A 19021-nucleotide genomic window follows, 5' to 3' on the forward strand; every position below is an offset into this window, starting at 1 on the left:
AAGCCGGAAAACAGAGGGTATACAGAGATATCGGATCAGATGGGAGAGAGTCGGGATGCTGAAAAGGAGACTGGAATTTTGCTTTTTATATATGATGCTTATCGGAGCATATGTCATATGGTTTTTTCCGGTTTCCAGGCTTGAGTTTTACGGAGGGGTGCTTTGCTATGCAAGCATTATTTTGTTCAGCATTTATTCGTTAATTCTTGAAAACCGCACCTCGCAGCACACGCTGTTATGGATTCATATTCTTGTGTTTTTTCCGATCGCCGGGTACTTATTTTACCTTTTTTCCGGCCAGCTTTATGAAAAAGGCAAGCTGTTCAGGTCGAAACGGACATACAACCGGGAAAAGCTGAGAACGATATTTGATATGGAACAAACTCCCGATCTGTCCGGGCTGAAAGGAAATCAGAAGCGTTTCTTTCAATATTCAATCAAGGCGTCCCATATGAATATCAATACAAAAAGCAGGCTGAAGGTGCTTAAAAACGGGGATGAAACATTTCCGGAGCTGTTTGAGGCGCTCCGGGAGGCCGCGTCATTTATACATATTGAGTATTACATGTTCAAATCAGACATGCTCGGGCACAAGATGATGGACATTATGATGGAAAAAGCGCGTCAAGGCGTGGAAGTGCGGTTTTTGTTCGACGCGGCCGGCAGCCTGAAGCTGGCCGGAAAAGATATTAAAAAACTGAAACGCGCGGGCGTGAACATCGTCCCGTTTCTGCCGCTGAAATACGGTTTTTTCAACCAAAAATTCAATTTCAGAAATCACCGCAAGATCGTCATCGTTGACGGGAAAGTCGGTTTTGTCGGCGGGCTGAATGTCGGCAAGGAGTATATCGGCAAAGACCAAGATGTCGGCTTTTGGCGGGACACCCATATGAAAGTCGAAGGAGAAATCGTTCAGACGCTCCACAGCATTTTTATGCTTGATTGGGAATACGTTTCAGATGAGGTGCTGATTGATCAGAAAGCATATACCCGCCCGGTTGCGGCAGAAAGCGGCGGCGTCTATCAAGTCGTTCCGACAGGCCCCGATATGAAGGAGCGGATGAGCGATCTGTATTATGCCATGATAGCGGCGGCCGAATCGTCTGTATGGATCGCGACGCCTTATTTCGTGCCGAATGAGCCGATCCGCACAGCGCTAAAGGAGGCTGCTGCCAGGGGCGTCCGGGTGCGTGTCATGGTGCCGGAAACCAATGACGGATTTTTAACCCAGTACGCGACGAGATCGTATTTCCCCGAGCTTCTTCGCGAAGGAATCGAAGTCTATTCCTATCAAAAAGGCTTTATGCATCAAAAGGTGCTCATCACTGACGGAAACCTCGCCTCTGTCGGGACGGCGAACATGGACATGAGAAGCTTTCAGCTGAACTTTGAAGTCAATGTCTTTTTTACAGATCAAGAAGCGATCAAAGATCTTGAAGCGCATTATCTGGAGGATATGAAGGAGTCTGAAAAAATCAGCCCCGTCCGGTTCTATAAGCGCACATTATGGGAAAGAACGAAGGAATCCTTCGCACGGTTATTTTCCGGCGTTTTATAAAAAACGCTTTTAAAACTCCTTGTGTATAGTATAATTGAGAAATATTATCATTAAGAACGAGGCACAAGGAGGACGGAATCGTGCTGCGACAATTTTTTTCTTATTATAAACCGTACAAGAAGCTGTTTTTTCTCGACTTCTTTTCTGCCATCGCCGGCGGATTGATGGAGCTGAGTTTTCCTCTGATCGTCAATTACTTTATCGATACATTGCTCCCGGCGCGGGATTGGAGTCTGATTATTTTGACTTCCGCTGCTTTATTCGGGGTGTACGCCCTCAGCTCGGCGCTTCAGTATGTTGGGACGTATTGGGGCCATATGCTCGGCATTAACATTGAAACCGATATGCGGAAAAAGCTTTTTGACCATCTGCAAAAGCTTTCGTTCAAATTTTACGATAACAACAAAACGGGCAGTTTAATGTCCAAGCTCACCAATGATTTGATGTATATCGGAGAAACCGCCCACCACGGGCCTGAAGACCTGTTTATCGCGATCATGACGATTTTGGGCGCGTTCGGTGTGATGCTGTTCATTAACTGGCAGCTCGCGCTGTTGACTTTTATCATTATGCCGGTCGTCATATGGCTTGCTTTGTATTTTAATAAAAAAATGACTTCGGCGTTTACAAAACTGAACAAAGACGTCGGAGACTTCAGCGCGAGGGTTGAAAACAATATCGGCGGCATCCGTCTTGTTCAGGCTTTCAGCAATGAAGCGTTTGAAACGCAGCGGTTTGATGTGAACAATCAGCGTTTCCGCAAAACAAAGCTGACGTCTTATAAAATCATGGCGAAAAACGGCTCGATCAGTTACATGCTGACAAGATTCGTCACGCTGTTCGTCCTGTTGTGCGGGACATGGTTCGTGATCCGCGGATCGCTATCTTACGGGGAATTTGTCGCTTTTGTGCTGCTGACGAACGTTCTGTTCCGTCCGATTGATAAAATCAATGCGATTATTGAGATGTATCCGAGAGGCATTGCCGGTTTTAAAAGCTTTATGGAGATACTGGAAACGGAGCCTGATATCAAGGACGCCCCGAACGCGAGACATGTGTCCGGTTTAAAAGGGAATATCCGTTATGATCGTGTGTCGTTCGGTTACGAAGAAAACAGTCCGGTTCTGTCGGGAATCAATTTGTCCATTCATGCCGGGGAGACAGTCGCATTCGTCGGGCCTTCGGGAGCGGGGAAATCAACGCTGACAAGTCTGCTGCCGCGCTTTTATGAGCCGTCTGAAGGCGTGATTTCCATCGACGGAATCGATATTAAGGACATGACGCTGTCATCTCTGCGCGGACAAATCGGCGTCGTCCAGCAGGATGTCTTTCTGTTTTCCGGCACATTGCGGGAAAACATTGCTTACGGGCGGCTGGACGCGTCTGAGGAAGAAATCTGGCAGGCCGTCCGCCAGGCGCATTTAGAGGATTTGGTAAACGGGTATCCCGACGGTTTAAACACGGTGATCGGCGAGCGCGGCGTGAAGCTGTCAGGCGGGCAGAAGCAGCGGCTTTCCATCGCCAGAATGTTTTTGAAAAACCCGTCGATCTTAATTTTAGACGAGGCTACATCAGCCCTCGATACAGAAACGGAAGCCGCCATTCAAAAATCGCTGCAAGAGCTGTCTGAAGGACGCACAACGCTTGTGATCGCCCATCGGCTGGCTACGATTAAGGATGCGGACCGGATCGTCGTCGTCACGAAAGAAGGCATCGCTGAACAAGGTCATCATAAGGAACTGCTGGAATCCGGCGGCATGTACCAGAGACTTCATCAGGCGCAATTCGGCGAGCTGATACATCAATAAAAGAAAAAGGATAGACAAAAGGGGCCGAGCAGCCTCCTGTCTATCCTTTTTTTATGTAGTCCGTATTTAATGGGCTTCTTTTTGCGCAGGTTCGATGATATGTTTGAAACGGTCAACAAGCTGCACCGCTTTCTTTCCTTCCACTACAATTAAATATTCTTGTTCTTTATGGGCCATTCTGAACGTTTCCAGCTCAATGATATCTTTGATTTTGCACATCGTTTTTTTAGAGTAGATATACAGCTCGTGGCCTCCCGTGTGGCAAAGCTGATAAAGCTGAAGCATGTTTCGTAAAGTGAACTTCTTAGCGGCTATTTTCAAAGATGTAATGTTTTTCATGTATTTTCTCCTCCGTCTGATGGTCTGTTATTTCGGAAATTCCCCATATAAACGGGTGATAAACCTGGTTATGCCTTCCACTTCAGCACTCCGCCCGCCAGGCGTTTGACTCCGCGGATGGCGCTTAATTCTTCGACGAGCCGGAGCAGCGCCCGGTCTTTCTCTTTCGCCTCAATCATAAAATCGATGTCCGTATCCCATTGTCTGAACCGCTCCAGCACCGGCAGAATAAAATTCGCATCCACATAGTCCGCATGACTGCGTACGGCTGATTCCGATTTTGGCGAGGAGAGATGGACCTTCGGCTTTAAGCCGATCCGCTGCCATGTTTTGATCATCCGCGGAAGAATGTCATCTAAATCAGCGTCATCGGTCGGATTGGCGTAAAAATGGTGATAATCAAACACAAACGGAATGCCTTCTTGCTCACATACACTGAGTGTTTCCTCGGACGTATACGTTTTATCATCGTTTTCTAAAGTCATCCGCTGTTTGATGACATCGGGAAGTTCTTTCAGATTCACGCGGAAACGGCCAAGCGCGCTTTGTTTGTCACCGTAAGCGCCTCCGACATGGATGTTGATGACGGAACGGTCCGCGATGCCCATTGCGTCCAGCATGTCATAGTGATAGGCCATATCCTTGACCGCATTTGCGGTAATCTCCTGTTTCGGGCTTGTAAAAAGCGTGAATTGGTTCGGATGAAAGCTCGTTCTGAGATCATATTTTCTGACCAGCCCGCCGATCTCACGAAACTCCTGGCGAAACGGCGTAACAAAATCCCACAGCACATCCGGGTGCGTGGCGAGCGGCACAATCGAGCTTGAGAATCTGTACAGCGGAATGCCGTGGCCGATCACATAGTGGATGGTGCGCAGCGTATTGGTGAGATTTGCTTTCGTCACAGAAAGCAGGGCGTCTTTCCGCTCACTGCGGGAAAGCTTGGTATAGCGCGCATATGTTAAGGTTTTGGCGGGGGACGCGTCCCAAAGGCACATGGCGTTTGCGACGAATCCGAATCTGAACAGCATATGGTTTCTCCTTTATAAAAAGTAAGATATGGCCTTTCCCAGCCATTCTGCAGGAAGCTGTCTGACGGAGCGCTGTTTCACTTTTTCTAATGTGAGAAGCTCGGATTTTTCGATGTCCTGCTTTATGGTTGAAAGCACTTCCTTTGTAAAGGCTTCGTCATGAATGATGACATTCACCTCTTCATTCCAGAACAGGCTCCGTTTATCAAAATTCGGCGTGCCGATAATGCTGATGCGGTCATCTATAATGAAAGCTTTGACGTGATAAAAACCTTGATAATACCGATAGATGAGGCAGCCGGCCTTCAGAAGCTCGGGATAATAAGTAAAAGCTGTTTCCCGAACGAGCGGGTGGTCTGACTTCATCGGCACGATCAAGATGACTTTGACGCCTTTTCGGCAGGCTGAAATAAGCGCTTCCTGAAGCTTTTTGCTCGGTACATAATAAGGCGTGCCGATAATGATTTTTTTCTCCGCCTTACGGATGCAGTTTTCATAATGCGATTCAAGCGAAAACCCGTCAGATGCATATGTCCTATGAGAGATATTCCCTTCGGATAATGCCGGATAAACCCCGGATGATCCGGGTGCTTTTCCGGTGTTTCGTTTCAGATCGCTTACAAAAAGAGTCTGAAGATCCGCCGTGCCTTCGCCGGTCATCCGCAGGTGATAATCCTCCCAGTTTCCGAACTTCGCTTTTTTGCCGAGGTACTCTTCAGCGATATTAAAACCGCCGACATAGCCGATTTTGCCGTCAATGACGGTCACTTTCCGGTGATTCCGTTTTTGCAGCCTGAAAAATAGAAACGGAAATGCCGGTTTATTTAGAAAATGAACGTGAACGCCGGCTTTTTTCATCGTTTGAATAGAAGGCTTTTTCACTGGGCGGCTGCCCGCCCAATCCAGCAGCAGATATACGGAGACGCCGGCCTGGGCCTTTTCTTTCAATAAATGAAACATCTCATGGCTGACTTGGTCGTTCTTCATAATAAAAAACATCATATGAATAGAAGAGACGGCTTGGCGGATATCAGCCGTCATCTGCCGCACAAGCTCGCTGCCGCAGTGAATGAGTGTGATATCACTCTTTTTCGGGTCAAAAACGGGCTCATACGCCTGTTTTTTGTACGCCGCCCGGCCAAGCAGCATATCAAGCAGCATAAGTGCGATCAATATGATAAAAATGACAAGCAACACAAAAATGACCTTCATACCGACGCTCCTTTCCGAAGTATTCGTAGTGTGCCCTGAGAATGTGAATTTAATTATTGACTGAACACTCATTCATTATTTATGATAAAGTAAAGATATGACAATGAAGAGGGGAATCAGAACAAAGGGGGAGACAAGATGAACGCATTTCTCATGGTAAACGCGCTGCTGTTTTCAGCTGTAACCGCTTACGCCGTTTATTTATTCGTTTACCTGATCAGAACGAGGATCGCTTATATTAAGCTCGGCCAAAGGGAAGAATTTGATAAACGCCTGAAAGAACGTCTTCAGAAGATATGGGTGAATGTGTTCGGACAGAAAAAATTGCTGAAAGATAAAAAGAGCGGAATCATCCACGTTCTGTTTTTTTACGGTTTTATACTCGTTCAGTTCGGCGCAATTGATTTTATTCTGAAAGGGCTGCTTCCTGACCGCCATCTGCCGTTCGGTCCGCTTTATCCGGCGTTTACCTTTTTTCAGGAAATCGTCACGTTTCTGATTTTAATCGCCGTAGTCTGGGCGTTTTACCGGCGCTACATTGAAAAGCTCGTCAGACTGAAACGCGGGTTTAAAGCGGGGCTTGTCCTGCTGTTTATCGGCGGACTGATGGTGACGGTGCTTCTCGGGAACGCCATGAACCTTTTATGGCACGATCATTCTCTGTCTTGGACGGAACCGATCGCTTCCTCCATTGCGTTTGTGCTCGGCGGTCTTTCAGCGCCGGCGGCCGCCGCCGTGTTTTATGTTTCATGGTGGCTTCATCTGTTGTTTTTGCTCAGCTTTTTAGTGTACGTGCCGCAATCAAAGCATGCGCACTTAATTGCGGGTCCGGCGAATGTGTTCCTCAGCAGGCTGGATTCAAAAGGAAAGCTGGAAAAAATCGATTTCACCGATGAGACGAAAGAAAGCTACGGCGTCGGAAAGATTGAAGACTTCCGCCGCTCTCAGCTTGTCGATCTTTACGCCTGCGTCGAATGCGGCCGCTGTACAAATATGTGTCCGGCCTCCGGTACGGGCAAGATGCTCTCGCCGATGGACCTCATTTTAAAGCTCAGAGACCATTTGACGGAAAAAGGCGCTGCCGTGACGTCAAAATCTCCGTGGGTGCCCGCGCCCGTTTTTCAGCACACGAAAGCGAATCAGCTCGCCGCGGCTTCCTCAGGGGGAGGATCACGTGAAGCGGCGGCAGCCATTGATTACAACCCGAGCTTAATCGGCGAGGTCATCACGGAAGAGGAGATTTGGGCGTGCACCACTTGCCGCAACTGTGAAGATCAATGTCCGGTCATGAATGAACACGTTGATAAAATTATCGATCTGCGCCGCTATCTTGTGCTTACGGAAGGGAAGATGGACAGCGACGCGCAGCGGGCCATGACAAGCATTGAAAGACAGGGAAACCCGTGGGGCTTAAACCGGAAAGAGCGGGAGAACTGGCGGGAGCAGGCCGATACAGAGATTCCGACAGTGAAAGAAATGAAAAAACAAGACAAAGAGTTCGACTATTTGTTTTGGGTCGGCTCAATGGGTTCCTACGACAACAGGAGCCAAAAGATTGCCGTCTCATTTGCAAAGCTGCTTAATGAAGCGGGCGTATCCTTTGCGATTCTCGGCAATAAGGAAAAAAACTCAGGCGATACGCCGCGCCGTTTGGGCAACGAGTTTCTGTTCCAAGAGCTGGCGGAACACAACATCGGCGAATTTGAAAAACACGGAATCAAAAAAATCGTCACGATTGATCCGCACGCCTATAATATGTTCAAAAATGAATATCCTGATTTCGGATTCCGGGCCGAAGTCTATCATCATACTGAATTATTAGCCGAGCTTGTGTCACAGGGGAAACTAAAACCGCTTCACCCGGTGAATGAAACGATTACCTTCCATGACTCGTGCTACTTAGGAAGATACAATGAAGTGTATGAGCCGCCGAGAGCGATCTTAAAAGCCATTCCGGGCGTTCAATTGAAGGAAATGGAGCGCAGCCGCGAAAACGGGATGTGCTGCGGCGCCGGGGGAGGGCTCATGTGGATGGAAGAAGAAACGGGAGCGAGAATCAACACGGCCCGGACTGAGCAGGCGCTTTCTGTCAGTCCGACGGTCATCAGCTCCGGATGTCCTTACTGTCTGACCATGCTCGGTGACGGTACGAAAGCGAAAGAAGCCGAAGACGCGATCGGCACTTATGATGTCAGTGAATTGCTCGCCATGTCTGTATTCGGCGCCGAAAAACAAGAGTCTTTATAGAAAGAAGCGGGCCGCCGGCGCATATGCCGGCGGCTTTGTTTTCGCACATCAGCCGATTTATGAAGGGACGGCTCTAAAATTTCTTAAATTACGCTGTTAAGGGTAGCATATTCTGTTTTAATTTGTTTATAATGAGAGGTATGGTTTATGAACAAAACAATACAAATTCGTTCTTATTATAGGATAGAAACAGATACATATAAGTAATAGAAAGGGAGTGTCCGACCTTGAGTATCAAACAATATTCTCAGGAACAGCTGAAGCAGATGGCTTTAGTTGAAATCGCTCACGAAATTTTCTCAGAACATAAAAAACCGGTTCCGTTCCAGGAGCTGCTGAATGAAATGATCTCCTTGCTCGGTGTTACGAAAGAGGAACTGGGCGACCGTATCGCCCAATTTTATACAGACCTGAACATTGACGGCCGCTTTATTGCTCTGTCAGACCAGACGTGGGGGCTTCGCAGCTGGTATCCGTACGATCAGCTGGACGAAGAAACACAGCCGACTGTAAAAGCGAAAAAGAAAAAAGCGAAAAAAGTCGTTGAGGAAGATCTCGACCTTGATGAATTCGAGGAAGTTGATGAAGATGACATCGATCTCGATGAAATGGAAGAAGATATTGACCTTGACGCAGACAGCTTTGACGACGAAGATGTCGATGAAGAAGATGACGACGAGCTTGAGATCGAAGACGAGATGATTGAAGAAGATGAGGAAGATTATGATGATGAGGAAGAGGATCGCAAAGACTGATTTTATATCAGCAAAACGATCTTGACTTTCATTGTCGAACTATGTAGTATGTATTTTGGGCTCTTCAAAAAGAAGAGAATTCATAAGAGTGCTACGCTCCCTTTCAAGAAATTGAAAGGGAGCTTTCTTATTTTCATCTCCCAAATTCTTTTACACATCATTTGTTTTTAGTGAAATGATTTTCTATAAAACGGCACATTTTAAGGAATGTAGCGCAGACCGAAGAGAGGAGCAAACGAAATGACGAAATATATTTTTGTAACCGGGGGAGTTGTATCATCACTCGGAAAAGGAATTGTGGCTGCGTCACTTGGCCGCCTTTTGAAAAACAGAGGCATGAGCGTCACTATCCAAAAATTCGACCCTTATATCAACGTTGACCCGGGAACGATGAGCCCGTACCAGCACGGTGAGGTATTCGTTACTGATGACGGCGCTGAGACTGACCTTGACTTAGGGCATTATGAGCGTTTCATTGACATTAATCTGAACAGATTCAGCAATGTGACGACCGGTAAAATCTATTCTGCCGTATTGAAAAAAGAGCGCCGCGGGGACTACCTCGGCGGAACGGTTCAGGTCATTCCGCACATCACAAATGAACTGAAAGACCGCGTGTACCGTGCAGGCAAAGAAACAAACGCAGATGTAGTCATTACTGAGATCGGCGGAACAGTGGGAGACATCGAATCCCTTCCGTTCCTTGAAGCCATCCGTCAAATGAAAAGCGACATCGGCCATGAAAACGTGATGTACATTCACTGTACGCTTGTTCCGTACATCAAAGCGGCGGGCGAGCTGAAAACAAAACCGACGCAGCACAGCGTAAAAGAGCTGAGAAGCCTCGGTATTCAGCCTAATATCATCGTCGTGCGCACGGAAATGCCGATTTCTCAAGATATGAAAGATAAAATCGCGCTCTTCTGCGATATTGACACGAAAGCGGTCATCGAGTGCGAAGATGCGGACAACCTTTACTCCATCCCGCTTAACCTTCAGGAGCAGGGACTCGATAAGCTTGTCTGCGATCATATGAAATTAGAATGCAAAGACCCGGATATGACGGAATGGAAAGACCTTGTCACGAAAGTGAAAAACTTGTCTAAAACCATTACAATCAGCCTCGTCGGTAAATACGTCGAGCTTCAGGACGCTTACATTTCAGTCGTTGAATCACTGCGCCACGCCGGCTATGCGTTTGACGCTGATGTGAAGATCAAATGGATTAACGCCGAAGAAGTGACAGAAAGCAATATTCAAGAGCTGACTAGCGGCACAGACGGAATCATCGTGCCCGGCGGTTTCGGAGACCGCGGCGTAGAAGGGAAAATCATCGCCGCCAAGTATGCGCGTGAGAATAAAATTCCGTTCTTCGGCATCTGCCTCGGTATGCAGATTGCATCCATTGAATATGCGCGAAACGTATTAGGTCTGGAAGGGGCTCACTCTGCGGAGATCGATCCGTCCACTCCTTATCCGATCATCGACCTTCTGCCAGAACAAAAAGATGTCGAGGATCTTGGAGGAACGCTTCGTCTCGGACTGTACCCTTGTAAGCTTCAGGAAGACACGAAAGCCTTCGAAGCGTATGCGGATGAAGTGGTATACGAACGCCACCGCCACCGTTATGAATTCAACAACGAATACAGACAGCAAATGGAAGAGAACGGTTTTGTGTTCTCAGGCACAAGCCCTGACGGCCGTCTTGTGGAAATCATCGAGCTGAAAGACCATCCTTGGTATGTCGCTTGCCAGTTCCACCCTGAGTTCAAATCAAGACCGACAAGACCTCAGCCTTTATTCAAAGACTTTATCGGCGCTTCCGTACAAGCTGCAGAACAGAAGTAATAAAAAAAGACTTGCCTCCTTTAAAAGCGGCAAGTCTTTTTTCTGCATCAGGCATATTCCTGCATCATTTCCTTTAACGTAAAGGACAGTGCGTGGTAGACATACAGGCCTGTCATTAATGAAGGAAAGCCGTATCTTGTCCCGTCTTCATCAGGCAGAAGCGGCATTTTTAATTTGCTGTCAATATGAACATCACAAAATTCCTCAATCCCGGTTTGATCTTTGATGACAGGAGATACGCCAACGAGGCCGATCCCTTTTTCATAAAGCTTTTGAGCCAGCGCCTGTTCTTCAGCCGTGCCCGGACCTGAACAAAACATCAGCACCCTGTCGCTTTCTGTAATCGAATCAGCTGTATCCGGAAACGCTTTGACGGAAGGCATCGGTTCTGAGCCGAGTTCCGCCTCGCACAAAATGCCCTGCATCTCATTTGCGCCGTATAAATAAATGGTATGACCGCTGACGGCTGCCTGCGCCAGCAGGCGCGCGCCGTCTTCTATTGCTTCGGATTCCTTATCCTGAATGCGGGAAAAAATGCCTGCAAGCTGTGTCGTAAATATCTTTAACATGAGTGAAACCTCCTTTACACATACAAGAACAGTATACAACAAAAGAGAAAATGCTCAGAAAATGTCGGAAAGTAGACTATTATAATTAAAGGAAATGTGAAAATCAAACAGAATACATAAACAACTGCTTCCTTTTGACGAAAATGATAATATTGGGGTGTAAAATGATGAATGAAAAGATTTTAATCGTAGATGACCAATACGGTATACGCATATTGCTCAATGAAGTGTTTCATAAAGAAGGGTACCAGACGTTTCAGGCCGCCAACGGCATACAGGCGCTGGACATCGTAACGAAAGAACGGCCCGATCTCGTGCTTTTAGATATGAAAATCCCTGGCATGGACGGAATCGAAATTCTCAAGCGCATGAAGATGATTGACGAATCCATCCGCGTCATTATCATGACCGCTTACGGAGAACTCGATATGATTAAGGAATCAAAAGAGCTCGGAGCGCTGACCCATTTTGCGAAACCTTTTGACATTGATGAGATCAGAGACGCGGTGAAAAAATATTTACCTCTAAAATCGAATTAATAAAATTAGAAACAATTATGTCATTGTGTTGCCGATTTGTCGAAAAGTTGGTATCCTAGAGATGGAGAAAAAGCGATCTGTTGTTTTACATATGACAGGTTTTTATGGTCATGCTATAGGTGGAAAGCTTTTTTCGAGAAGAAGCAAATCAGGCTACATAAGGAGGACTTTCGACATGCCTTTAGTTTCAATGACGGAAATGTTGAATACAGCTAAAGAAAAAGGATATGCTGTTGGACAATTTAACTTAAATAACCTTGAGTTCACTCAAGCTATTTTACAAGCAGCAGAAGAGGAAAAATCCCCGGTTATTCTTGGTGTTTCAGAAGGCGCGGGACGCTACATGGGCGGCTTCAAAACAGTGGTTGCCATGGTTAAAGCTCTTATGGAAGAATACAAAGTGACAGTTCCTGTCGCCATTCATTTAGACCACGGTTCAAGCTTTGAATCTTGTGCGAAAGCGATTCATGCAGGTTTCACTTCTGTAATGATCGACGCATCTCACCACCCGTTTGAGGAAAACGTAGCAACTACAGCTAAAGTGGTTGAGCTTGCTCATTTCCACGGCGTTTCAGTTGAAGCTGAGCTTGGAACTGTAGGCGGACAGGAAGATGACGTGATCGCTGAAGGCGTAATCTATGCTGACCCTAAAGAGTGTCAAGAACTTGTAGAGCGCACTGGCATCGACTGCCTTGCACCTGCACTGGGTTCTGTTCACGGCCCTTACAAAGGCGAACCGAACCTCGGTTTCAAAGAAATGGAAGATATCGGCAAATCAACCGGCCTTCCGTTAGTACTTCACGGCGGTACAGGAATTCCGACTGCCGACATTAAAAAATCAATCTCACTTGGTACGGCTAAAATCAACGTAAACACTGAAAACCAAATTTCTTCTGCAAAAGCTGTCCGCGAAACATTGGCAGCTAAGCCGAACGAATACGATCCTCGTAAATATCTTGGACCTGCTCGTGAAGCGATCAAAGAAACGGTTATCGGCAAAATGCGTGAGTTCGGTTCTTCAAACCAAGCTTAATCCAATGTAACATCCATAAACCGCCTGACAGCATTGACAGGCGGTTTTATGTCTTACCTTTAGAAAGCGCAATCATGTTTTACAGTTCTGAAAATTTATTACTGGGGAGGCTTTCCTTATGTTATTTTTCATTGATACAGCAAACATTGACGAGATTAAAGAAGCTTATGAACTTGGCGTTCTTGCCGGAGTTACGACAAACCCTAGTTTAGTGGCGAAAGAAGCTGACGTGTCTTTCCATGACAGACTTCGTGAGATTACGGAAGTCGTGAGCGGATCAGTAAGCGCGGAAGTCATTTCCCTGAATGCTGAAGAAATGATTGAAGAAGGTAAAGAACTTGCGAAAATCGCACCGAATATCACGGTGAAAATCCCGATGACGTCTGAAGGGTTAAAAGCCGTAAAAGCGCTGAGCGACCTGAACATTAAAACAAACGTAACGCTCATTTTCAGCGCCAACCAAGCGCTTTTGGCGGCAAGAGCCGGGGCGACTTATGTATCTCCGTTCTTAGGCCGTCTGGATGACATCGGCCATAACGGTCTTGAACTGATTTCAGAAATCAGACAGATTTTTGACATTCATGACATTGATACACAAATCATCGCAGCTTCCATCCGTCATGCACAGCACGTGACTGAAGCCGCTTTACGCGGTGCGCATATCGGTACGATGCCGCTGAAAGTCATTCACCAGCTGACGAAACATCCGTTAACGGATAAAGGCATCGAGCAATTCTTGGCAGACTGGAATAAATAAGGGTGAAAGGGCGGCAAACCGGTTGCATCCGTTTGCCGCACCCTTATGTTTTCCTGTTTGGCAGCGGGCCTTCAGTATCAAAGTGAAGAGTGTGTTTCCCCCGGAATGTGAACCCGGCGGGCCTCTGTGCATCCTGTGTTAAAAATGCCCCGCAAAGCTTCGCTATTTTCTTCCTGTTATTTTATAATGTCCTTGTATTCTTTCTCTTCGAATTGGCTACATTTTGGACAAGAGCTTTATTTGCAGAGACAGAATAAAATGCCATTTTATTTACGCTCCGCAGCTATCTTCTTATGGAAGGAGACTATCATGGAAAAGTTGAATATTGCCGGCGGCGATCCGTTAAACGGAACCGTACATATCAGCGGTGCGAAAAACAGCGCCGTTGCATTGATACCCGCAACCATTCTGGCAAATTCCGAAGTAACGATCGAAGGGCTTCCGGAGATCTCAGATATTGAAACGCTGCGTGACCTGCTGAAAGAAATCGGCGGAAACGTCCATTTTGAAAAAGGAGAAATGGTCGTCGACCCTTCCCCGATGATCAGCATGCCGCTTCCCAACGGCAAAGTGAAAAAACTCCGCGCTTCCTATTACTTAATGGGCGCGATGCTGGGCCGCTTCAAACAGGCGGTCATCGGACTGCCGGGCGGATGCCATCTCGGGCCGCGGCCGATTGACCAGCACATCAAAGGGTTTGAAGCGCTTGGGGCGGAAGTCACCAATGAACAAGGCGCGATTTATCTGCGCGCCGAAAGGCTGAGAGGCGCACGGATTTATTTAGATGTCGTCAGCGTCGGAGCGACGATCAATATCATGCTTGCCGCTGTACTGGCTGAAGGTAAAACCGTGATAGAAAACGCCGCCAAGGAACCTGAGATTATTGATGTGGCCACATTGCTCACCAGCATGGGCGCAAAGATCAAAGGCGCGGGAACCAATGTAATCAGAATCGACGGCGTAAAAGAGCTGCACGGATGCAGGCATACGATCATTCCGGACAGAATTGAGGCGGGCACCTTTATGATCGCCGGCGCCGCGATGGGGAAAGAAGTCATTATTGATAATGTCATACCGACTCACTTGGAGTCTTTAACGGCGAAGCTCAGGGAAATGGGTTTTCGCATTGAGACGAGTGACGATCAGCTTCTTATGCTCGGCGGGCAGAAGCAGATAAAACCGGTCGACGTAAAAACGCTTGTTTACCCGGGATTTCCGACTGATCTTCAGCAGCCGATGACATCTCTGTTGACGAGAGCCAGCGGCACGAGCGTCGTAACCGACACCATCTACTCGGCCCGATTTAAACATATAGATGAGCTGAGACGGATGGGGGCCAACATGAAAGTGGAAGGCAGGTCGGCCATTATCACCGGTCCGGCCGAGCTTCAGGGCGCAAAAGTAAAGGCGAGCGATCTGCGTGCAGGCGCTTGTCTGGTCGTCGCCGGGCTCATGGCTGACGGCGTAACCGAAATTACCGGTCTCGAGCATTTAGACCGCGGCTACAGCAATCTTGAGAAAAAACTCGAAGGCCTGGGCGCCACAATCTGGCGGCAAAGGCTGACGGACGAAGAGATAGAACAGCTCCAAAATTCATAGAAATGCGGACTTTTGAGAGGAGATCGTGTTGAAATGGAAAGAAGCTTATCGATGGAATTGGTTCGAGTCACTGAAGCGGCGGCTTTAGCATCTGCCAGATGGATGGGCCGCGGGAAAAAAGATGAAGCTGATGATGCGGCGACAAGCGCAATGCGTGACGTGTTTGACACGGTGCCGATGAAAGGCACGGTCGTGATCGGGGAAGGCGAGATGGATGAAGCGCCGATGCTTTACATCGGCGAAAAGCTCGGAAACGGATACGGCCCGCGCGTCGATGTCGCCGTCGATCCTCTTGAAGGCACAAACATCGTAGCGAGCGGCGGCTGGAATGCGCTGACGGTGATCGCGGTCGCCGACCATGGAACACTGCTGAACGCCCCGGATATGTATATGGAAAAAATCGCGGTCGGTCCCGAAGCGGTAGGCTGCATCGATATCGAAGCGCCTGTCATTGATAACTTAAAAGCCGTTGCGAAAGCGAAAAACAAAGACATTGAAGATGTCGTGGCAACCATTTTAAATCGTGACAGACATGAAAAAATCATCTCTGAATTGCGTGAGGCGGGCGCCAGAATCAAACTGATCAACGACGGTGATGTCGCGGGCGCCATCAATACGGCCTTTGACCATACGGGAGTAGACATTCTCTTCGGTTCAGGCGGGGCTCCTGAAGGCGTGCTGTCTGCCGTTGCGTTAAAAGCGCTCGGCGGCGAAATCATAGGCAGGCTTCTGCCGCAAAGTGCGGAAGAGCAGGCCCGCTGTGAGCGAATGGGCCTTGATGTATCCAAAGTGCTCCGGATGGAGGACCTTGTGAGAGGGGATGACGCCATTTTTGCCGCAACGGGCGTCACGGACGGAGAGCTGCTGAAAGGCGTTCAGTTCAAAGGCTCCGTCGGTACGACTGAAAGTCTGGTCATCCGGGCGAAATCAGGAACGGTCCGATTCGTTGACGGAAGACACAGCCTGAAGAAAAAACCAAATCTTGTGATCCGGCCATAAATAGAGAAAAGCGGGACGGAAAGTCCCGCTTTTCTTTTGCAATAAAGAGTCAACCCTATCATTTATATGTCAAAGCATTATTTAAGTTGAATAATTTTTTGAAATGAGGTAAAAATAAAGAGTGCTGCGATTTTTCTGTGTCATTCCTTCTTTTGAGTACTGGGAAATTTTCAAATTCTACCGCATACAGACGATATAAATATTGATCTTCTCAAGTTTTTGTCCTCGCTTCCTTCAAAACTCATTAAGACATTCCTTTTTTAAAAAAGCGCCGATCATGGGTGGAAGTGTTACCGATAGAAGTTCCTGAACGTTTTATAAAAGAATGTGCTTTGGCGGAATCATGCGAAGCAGCCGATTTGAATGAAAACAGCAATACATTGACTATGAAAAGCGTGGTGTTTTTATGAAAGACGTATCTATTTCCTCTTTGGAAAATATGAAATTAAAAGAACTATATGAACTGGCCAGACATTATAAAATCTCCTACTACAGCAAACTGACTAAAAAAGAATTAATCTTTGCCATTCTGAAAGCCAACGCCGAGCAGGAGGATCTTCTGTTTATGGAAGGCGTGCTCGAAATCATCCAATCGGAAGGATTCGGCTTCCTCAGACCGATTAATTACTCGCCAAGCTCAGAAGACATCTACATTTCTGCTTCCCAGATCCGCCGCTTTGATTTAAGAAACGGTGACAAAGTATCCGGCAAGGTGCGTCCGCCGAAAGAAAACGAACGCTATTACGGACTTTTGCACGTTGAAGCGGTAAATGGAGATGATCCGGAATCTGCGAAAGAGCGCGTTCATTTTCCCGCGCTGACTCCGCTTTATCCGGACCGCCAAATGGTGCTTGAGACGAAACCGAATTATCTCTCAACAAGAATTCTCGATATGATGGCTCCCGTCGGTTTCGGCCAGCGCGGTCTGATCGTGGCGCCGCCGAAAGCCGGTAAAACCATGCTGTTGAAAGAAATCGCTAACAGCATTACGACAAATCAGCCTGACGCTGAATTGATCGTTCTCTTAATTGATGAAAGACCGGAAGAAGTAACGGATATTGAACGTTCCGTAGCGGGCGATGTCGTCAGCTCGACGTTCGATGAAGTGCCGGAAAATCACATTAAGGTAGCGGAGCTTGTGCTTGAACGGGCGATGCGTCTCGTTGAACACAAAAAAGACGTTATCATTCTGATGGACAGCATTACCCGCCTGGCACGGGCCTACAACCTCGTTATCCCGCCAAGCGGACGTACGCTTTCCGGCGGGATTGACCCGGCTGCGTTCCATCGTCCGAAGCGCTTTTTCGGTGCCGCGCGAAACATTGAAGAGGGCGGCAGCCTGACCATTTTGGCGACTGCGCTCGTAGACACGGGCTCCCGGATGGATGACGTCATCTATGAAGAGTTTAAAGGAACGGGCAACATGGAGCTTCACCTTGACCGTTCTCTTGCGGAAAGACGGATTTTCCCGGCGATCGATATCCGCCGCTCCGGCACACGGAAGGAAGAGCTGCTCGTGCCGAAAGAGCATCTTGACCGTCTATGGGCGATCCGCAAATCGATGTCTGATTCTCCGGACTTCGCAGAGAAGTTTATGAGAAAAATGAAAAAAACAAAAACGAATCAAGAATTCTTCGATCTGATCAACCAAGAATGGAAGCAGGCAAACCTTTCATCATCAGCCCGCCGCTGATAAAAAATGTATTTGCAAATGCAGTAAATGACTGATATAATTCTCTCATATGCGTTCCGGATTACTCCGGAATAATAACTCTGTTTCCACACGGGATTCAGGGCGGAAGGAGATGGATACAATGAAAGCAGGAATTCATCCTAATTTCAAAAAAGCAACAGTTAAATGCGCTTGCGGAAATGAATTTGAAACAGGCTCAGTAAAAGAAGAGGTACGCGTTGAGATTTGCTCTGAATGCCACCCATTCTACACTGGACGTCAAAAATTCGCTTCTGCTGATGGTCGTGTTGATCGCTTTAACAAAAAATACGGTCTTAAGTAATAATAGATTTTACAGGCAGGCAAGAATTGCTTCTTGCCTGTTTTTTATGTCCATAAACAGGAAAAAAAGGGGAGCGGATAGCCTATGTACATAATGAAGCAAAGCGGATGGCTTGAGCTGATATGCGGCAGCATGTTCTCTGGGAAATCAGAAGAGCTGATCCGCAGAGTGAAAAGAGCGACATATGCGAAGCAGGAGGTCAAGGTGTTCAAACCTGCTATTGATAATCGCTACAGCGAGGAGGCCGTCGTTTCTCACAACGGCACATCCATGACAAGCCACGTCATCTCGTCTTCGGCTGAAATATGGGATCATATCAGTGAAAGCACGGACGTCATCGCGGTAGATGAAGTGCAGTTTTTCGGCGAATCGATCATCGGCGACTTATCCTCGCTTGCGGATAAAGGCTATCGTGTCATCGCGGCCGGACTTGATATGGATTTCCGGGGAGAGCCGTTCGGCGTGGTGCCGAATCTGATGGCGGTTGCCGAATCGGTGACGAAGCTGCAGGCGGTCTGCTCCGTTTGCGGGTCGCCGGCAAGCCGTACGCAGCGGTTGATTGACGGGAAGCCCGCTTCTTATGATGATCCGGTCATTTTAGTCGGCGCGTCGGAGTCATACGAAGCGAGATGCAGACATCATCACGAAGTGCCGAAAAAACAGACTGATAAATAACCCTTTTCATGAAAACATCGGTAAAAAATCCGGTGTT

17 protein-coding genes and 1 pseudogene are annotated in these 19021 nt (G+C 47.5%); 14 read left to right on the forward strand and 4 right to left on the reverse strand.

The window, feature by feature from the left end; all coding sequences use genetic code 11:
* The first annotated feature begins 55 nt into the window (after positions 1-55).
* On the forward strand, positions 56-1558 hold the full coding sequence (cls, locus tag ACNFN4_RS06715) for a cardiolipin synthase (protein ID WP_021494799.1): 1503 nt from the start codon (positions 56-58) through the stop codon (positions 1556-1558).
* Between the two features lie 80 nt (positions 1559-1638).
* Entirely contained in the window at positions 1639-3366 is a 1728-nt protein-coding gene (locus ACNFN4_RS06720; RefSeq protein WP_448200073.1) for an ABC transporter ATP-binding protein, read from the forward strand.
* Positions 3367-3432: 66 nt separating this feature from the next.
* Here the strand turns inward: ACNFN4_RS06720 and ACNFN4_RS06725 are convergent, their stop codons facing one another.
* The 3 genes from ACNFN4_RS06725 to cls (ACNFN4_RS06735) all read right to left on the reverse strand — a co-directional run bounded on the left by ACNFN4_RS06725 (position 3433) and on the right by cls (ACNFN4_RS06735) (position 5948).
* The gene (locus ACNFN4_RS06725) at positions 3433-3705 is read right to left on the reverse strand and encodes a hypothetical protein (RefSeq protein ID WP_003151087.1); all 273 of its coding nucleotides are present in this window, start codon (positions 3703-3705) and stop codon (positions 3433-3435) included.
* A gap of 68 nt (positions 3706-3773) precedes the next feature.
* Complete coding sequence (gene uvsE / locus ACNFN4_RS06730; RefSeq protein WP_029972871.1) at positions 3774-4736, reverse strand: UV DNA damage repair endonuclease UvsE; 963 nt, start codon at positions 4734-4736, stop codon at positions 3774-3776.
* A 12-nt stretch (positions 4737-4748) separates the two neighbouring features.
* Positions 4749-5948, reverse strand: coding sequence for a cardiolipin synthase (cls, locus tag ACNFN4_RS06735; protein ID WP_029972870.1), 1200 nt, complete (start codon positions 5946-5948; stop codon positions 4749-4751).
* A gap of 138 nt (positions 5949-6086) precedes the next feature.
* On the opposite strand from cls (ACNFN4_RS06735), the gene ACNFN4_RS06740 reads away from it, so the two are divergent.
* The 3 genes from ACNFN4_RS06740 to pyrG all read left to right on the forward strand — a co-directional run bounded on the left by ACNFN4_RS06740 (position 6087) and on the right by pyrG (position 10798).
* The gene (locus tag ACNFN4_RS06740; RefSeq protein WP_003151094.1) at positions 6087-8195 is read left to right on the forward strand and encodes a heterodisulfide reductase-related iron-sulfur binding cluster; all 2109 of its coding nucleotides are present in this window, start codon (positions 6087-6089) and stop codon (positions 8193-8195) included.
* A 227-nt stretch (positions 8196-8422) separates the two neighbouring features.
* Positions 8423-8950, forward strand: coding sequence for a DNA-directed RNA polymerase subunit delta (gene rpoE, locus ACNFN4_RS06745; RefSeq protein WP_014419114.1), 528 nt, complete (start codon positions 8423-8425; stop codon positions 8948-8950).
* A 240-nt stretch (positions 8951-9190) separates the two neighbouring features.
* The gene (gene pyrG / locus ACNFN4_RS06750; RefSeq protein WP_007407615.1) at positions 9191-10798 is read left to right on the forward strand and encodes a glutamine hydrolyzing CTP synthase; all 1608 of its coding nucleotides are present in this window, start codon (positions 9191-9193) and stop codon (positions 10796-10798) included.
* 47 nt (positions 10799-10845) lie between these two features.
* Here pyrG and ACNFN4_RS06755 read toward each other — a convergent pair whose 3' ends face one another.
* Positions 10846-11367, reverse strand: coding sequence for a DUF2529 domain-containing protein (locus tag ACNFN4_RS06755; protein ID WP_007407614.1), 522 nt, complete (start codon positions 11365-11367; stop codon positions 10846-10848).
* Positions 11368-11531: 164 nt separating this feature from the next.
* Here ACNFN4_RS06755 and spo0F point away from each other — a divergent pair, with 164 nt between their 5' ends.
* The 9 genes and pseudogenes from spo0F (at position 11532) to ACNFN4_RS06800 (ending at position 18984) form a co-directional block, all read left to right on the forward strand.
* Complete coding sequence (spo0F, locus tag ACNFN4_RS06760; RefSeq protein ID WP_012118670.1) at positions 11532-11906, forward strand: sporulation initiation phosphotransferase Spo0F; 375 nt, start codon at positions 11532-11534, stop codon at positions 11904-11906.
* 175 nt (positions 11907-12081) lie between these two features.
* On the forward strand, positions 12082-12939 hold the full coding sequence (locus tag ACNFN4_RS06765) for a class II fructose-bisphosphate aldolase (RefSeq protein ID WP_003151102.1): 858 nt from the start codon (positions 12082-12084) through the stop codon (positions 12937-12939).
* A 118-nt stretch (positions 12940-13057) separates the two neighbouring features.
* A complete protein-coding gene (gene fsa, locus ACNFN4_RS06770) occupies positions 13058-13696 on the forward strand; it encodes a fructose-6-phosphate aldolase (protein WP_003151103.1) in 639 nt (212 codons plus the stop codon).
* Positions 13697-14005: 309 nt separating this feature from the next.
* Positions 14006-15295 carry a UDP-N-acetylglucosamine 1-carboxyvinyltransferase gene (locus ACNFN4_RS06775; RefSeq protein WP_017418728.1) on the forward strand — a complete coding sequence of 430 codons (1290 nt, stop codon included), beginning with the start codon at positions 14006-14008 and terminating at the stop codon, positions 15293-15295.
* A 33-nt stretch (positions 15296-15328) separates the two neighbouring features.
* On the forward strand, positions 15329-16294 hold the full coding sequence (gene glpX / locus ACNFN4_RS06780; protein WP_003151105.1) for a class II fructose-bisphosphatase: 966 nt from the start codon (positions 15329-15331) through the stop codon (positions 16292-16294).
* Positions 16295-16495: 201 nt separating this feature from the next.
* Positions 16496-16704: pseudogene (locus ACNFN4_RS06785) on the forward strand (hypothetical protein).
* Entirely contained in the window at positions 16701-17987 is a 1287-nt protein-coding gene (gene rho / locus ACNFN4_RS06790) for a transcription termination factor Rho (RefSeq protein ID WP_003151107.1), read from the forward strand. Before ACNFN4_RS06785 ends, rho begins: the two are co-directional and overlap by 4 nt.
* Before the next feature lie 121 nt (positions 17988-18108).
* Positions 18109-18309, forward strand: a complete 201-nt coding sequence (rpmE, locus tag ACNFN4_RS06795) for a 50S ribosomal protein L31 (RefSeq protein WP_003151132.1) — start codon at positions 18109-18111, stop codon at positions 18307-18309.
* A gap of 84 nt (positions 18310-18393) precedes the next feature.
* On the forward strand, positions 18394-18984 hold the full coding sequence (locus ACNFN4_RS06800; RefSeq protein WP_038464350.1) for a thymidine kinase: 591 nt from the start codon (positions 18394-18396) through the stop codon (positions 18982-18984).
* Positions 18985-19021 lie beyond the last annotated feature (37 nt).

The organism is Bacillus sp. N1(2025), assembly GCF_053470005.1.

Coding starts and splice junctions, on each gene's coding strand:
- cls (WP_021494799.1), top strand. CDS start 56: ATGCTGAAAAGGAGACTGGAATTTTGCTTTTTATATATGATGCTTATC.
- ACNFN4_RS06725 (WP_003151087.1), bottom strand. CDS start 3,705: ATGAAAAACATTACATCTTTGAAAATAGCCGCTAAGAAGTTCACTTTA.
- uvsE (WP_029972871.1), bottom strand. CDS start 4,736: ATGCTGTTCAGATTCGGATTCGTCGCAAACGCCATGTGCCTTTGGGAC.
- cls (WP_029972870.1), bottom strand. CDS start 5,948: ATGAAGGTCATTTTTGTGTTGCTTGTCATTTTTATCATATTGATCGCA.
- ACNFN4_RS06740 (WP_003151094.1), top strand. CDS start 6,087: ATGAACGCATTTCTCATGGTAAACGCGCTGCTGTTTTCAGCTGTAACC.
- pyrG (WP_007407615.1), top strand. CDS start 9,191: ATGACGAAATATATTTTTGTAACCGGGGGAGTTGTATCATCACTCGGA.
- ACNFN4_RS06755 (WP_007407614.1), bottom strand. CDS start 11,367: ATGTTAAAGATATTTACGACACAGCTTGCAGGCATTTTTTCCCGCATT.
- spo0F (WP_012118670.1), top strand. CDS start 11,532: ATGATGAATGAAAAGATTTTAATCGTAGATGACCAATACGGTATACGC.
- ACNFN4_RS06765 (WP_003151102.1), top strand. CDS start 12,082: ATGCCTTTAGTTTCAATGACGGAAATGTTGAATACAGCTAAAGAAAAA.
- fsa (WP_003151103.1), top strand. CDS start 13,058: ATGTTATTTTTCATTGATACAGCAAACATTGACGAGATTAAAGAAGCT.
- ACNFN4_RS06775 (WP_017418728.1), top strand. CDS start 14,006: ATGGAAAAGTTGAATATTGCCGGCGGCGATCCGTTAAACGGAACCGTA.
- glpX (WP_003151105.1), top strand. CDS start 15,329: ATGGAAAGAAGCTTATCGATGGAATTGGTTCGAGTCACTGAAGCGGCG.
- rho (WP_003151107.1), top strand. CDS start 16,701: ATGAAAGACGTATCTATTTCCTCTTTGGAAAATATGAAATTAAAAGAA.
- rpmE (WP_003151132.1), top strand. CDS start 18,109: ATGAAAGCAGGAATTCATCCTAATTTCAAAAAAGCAACAGTTAAATGC.
- ACNFN4_RS06800 (WP_038464350.1), top strand. CDS start 18,394: ATGTACATAATGAAGCAAAGCGGATGGCTTGAGCTGATATGCGGCAGC.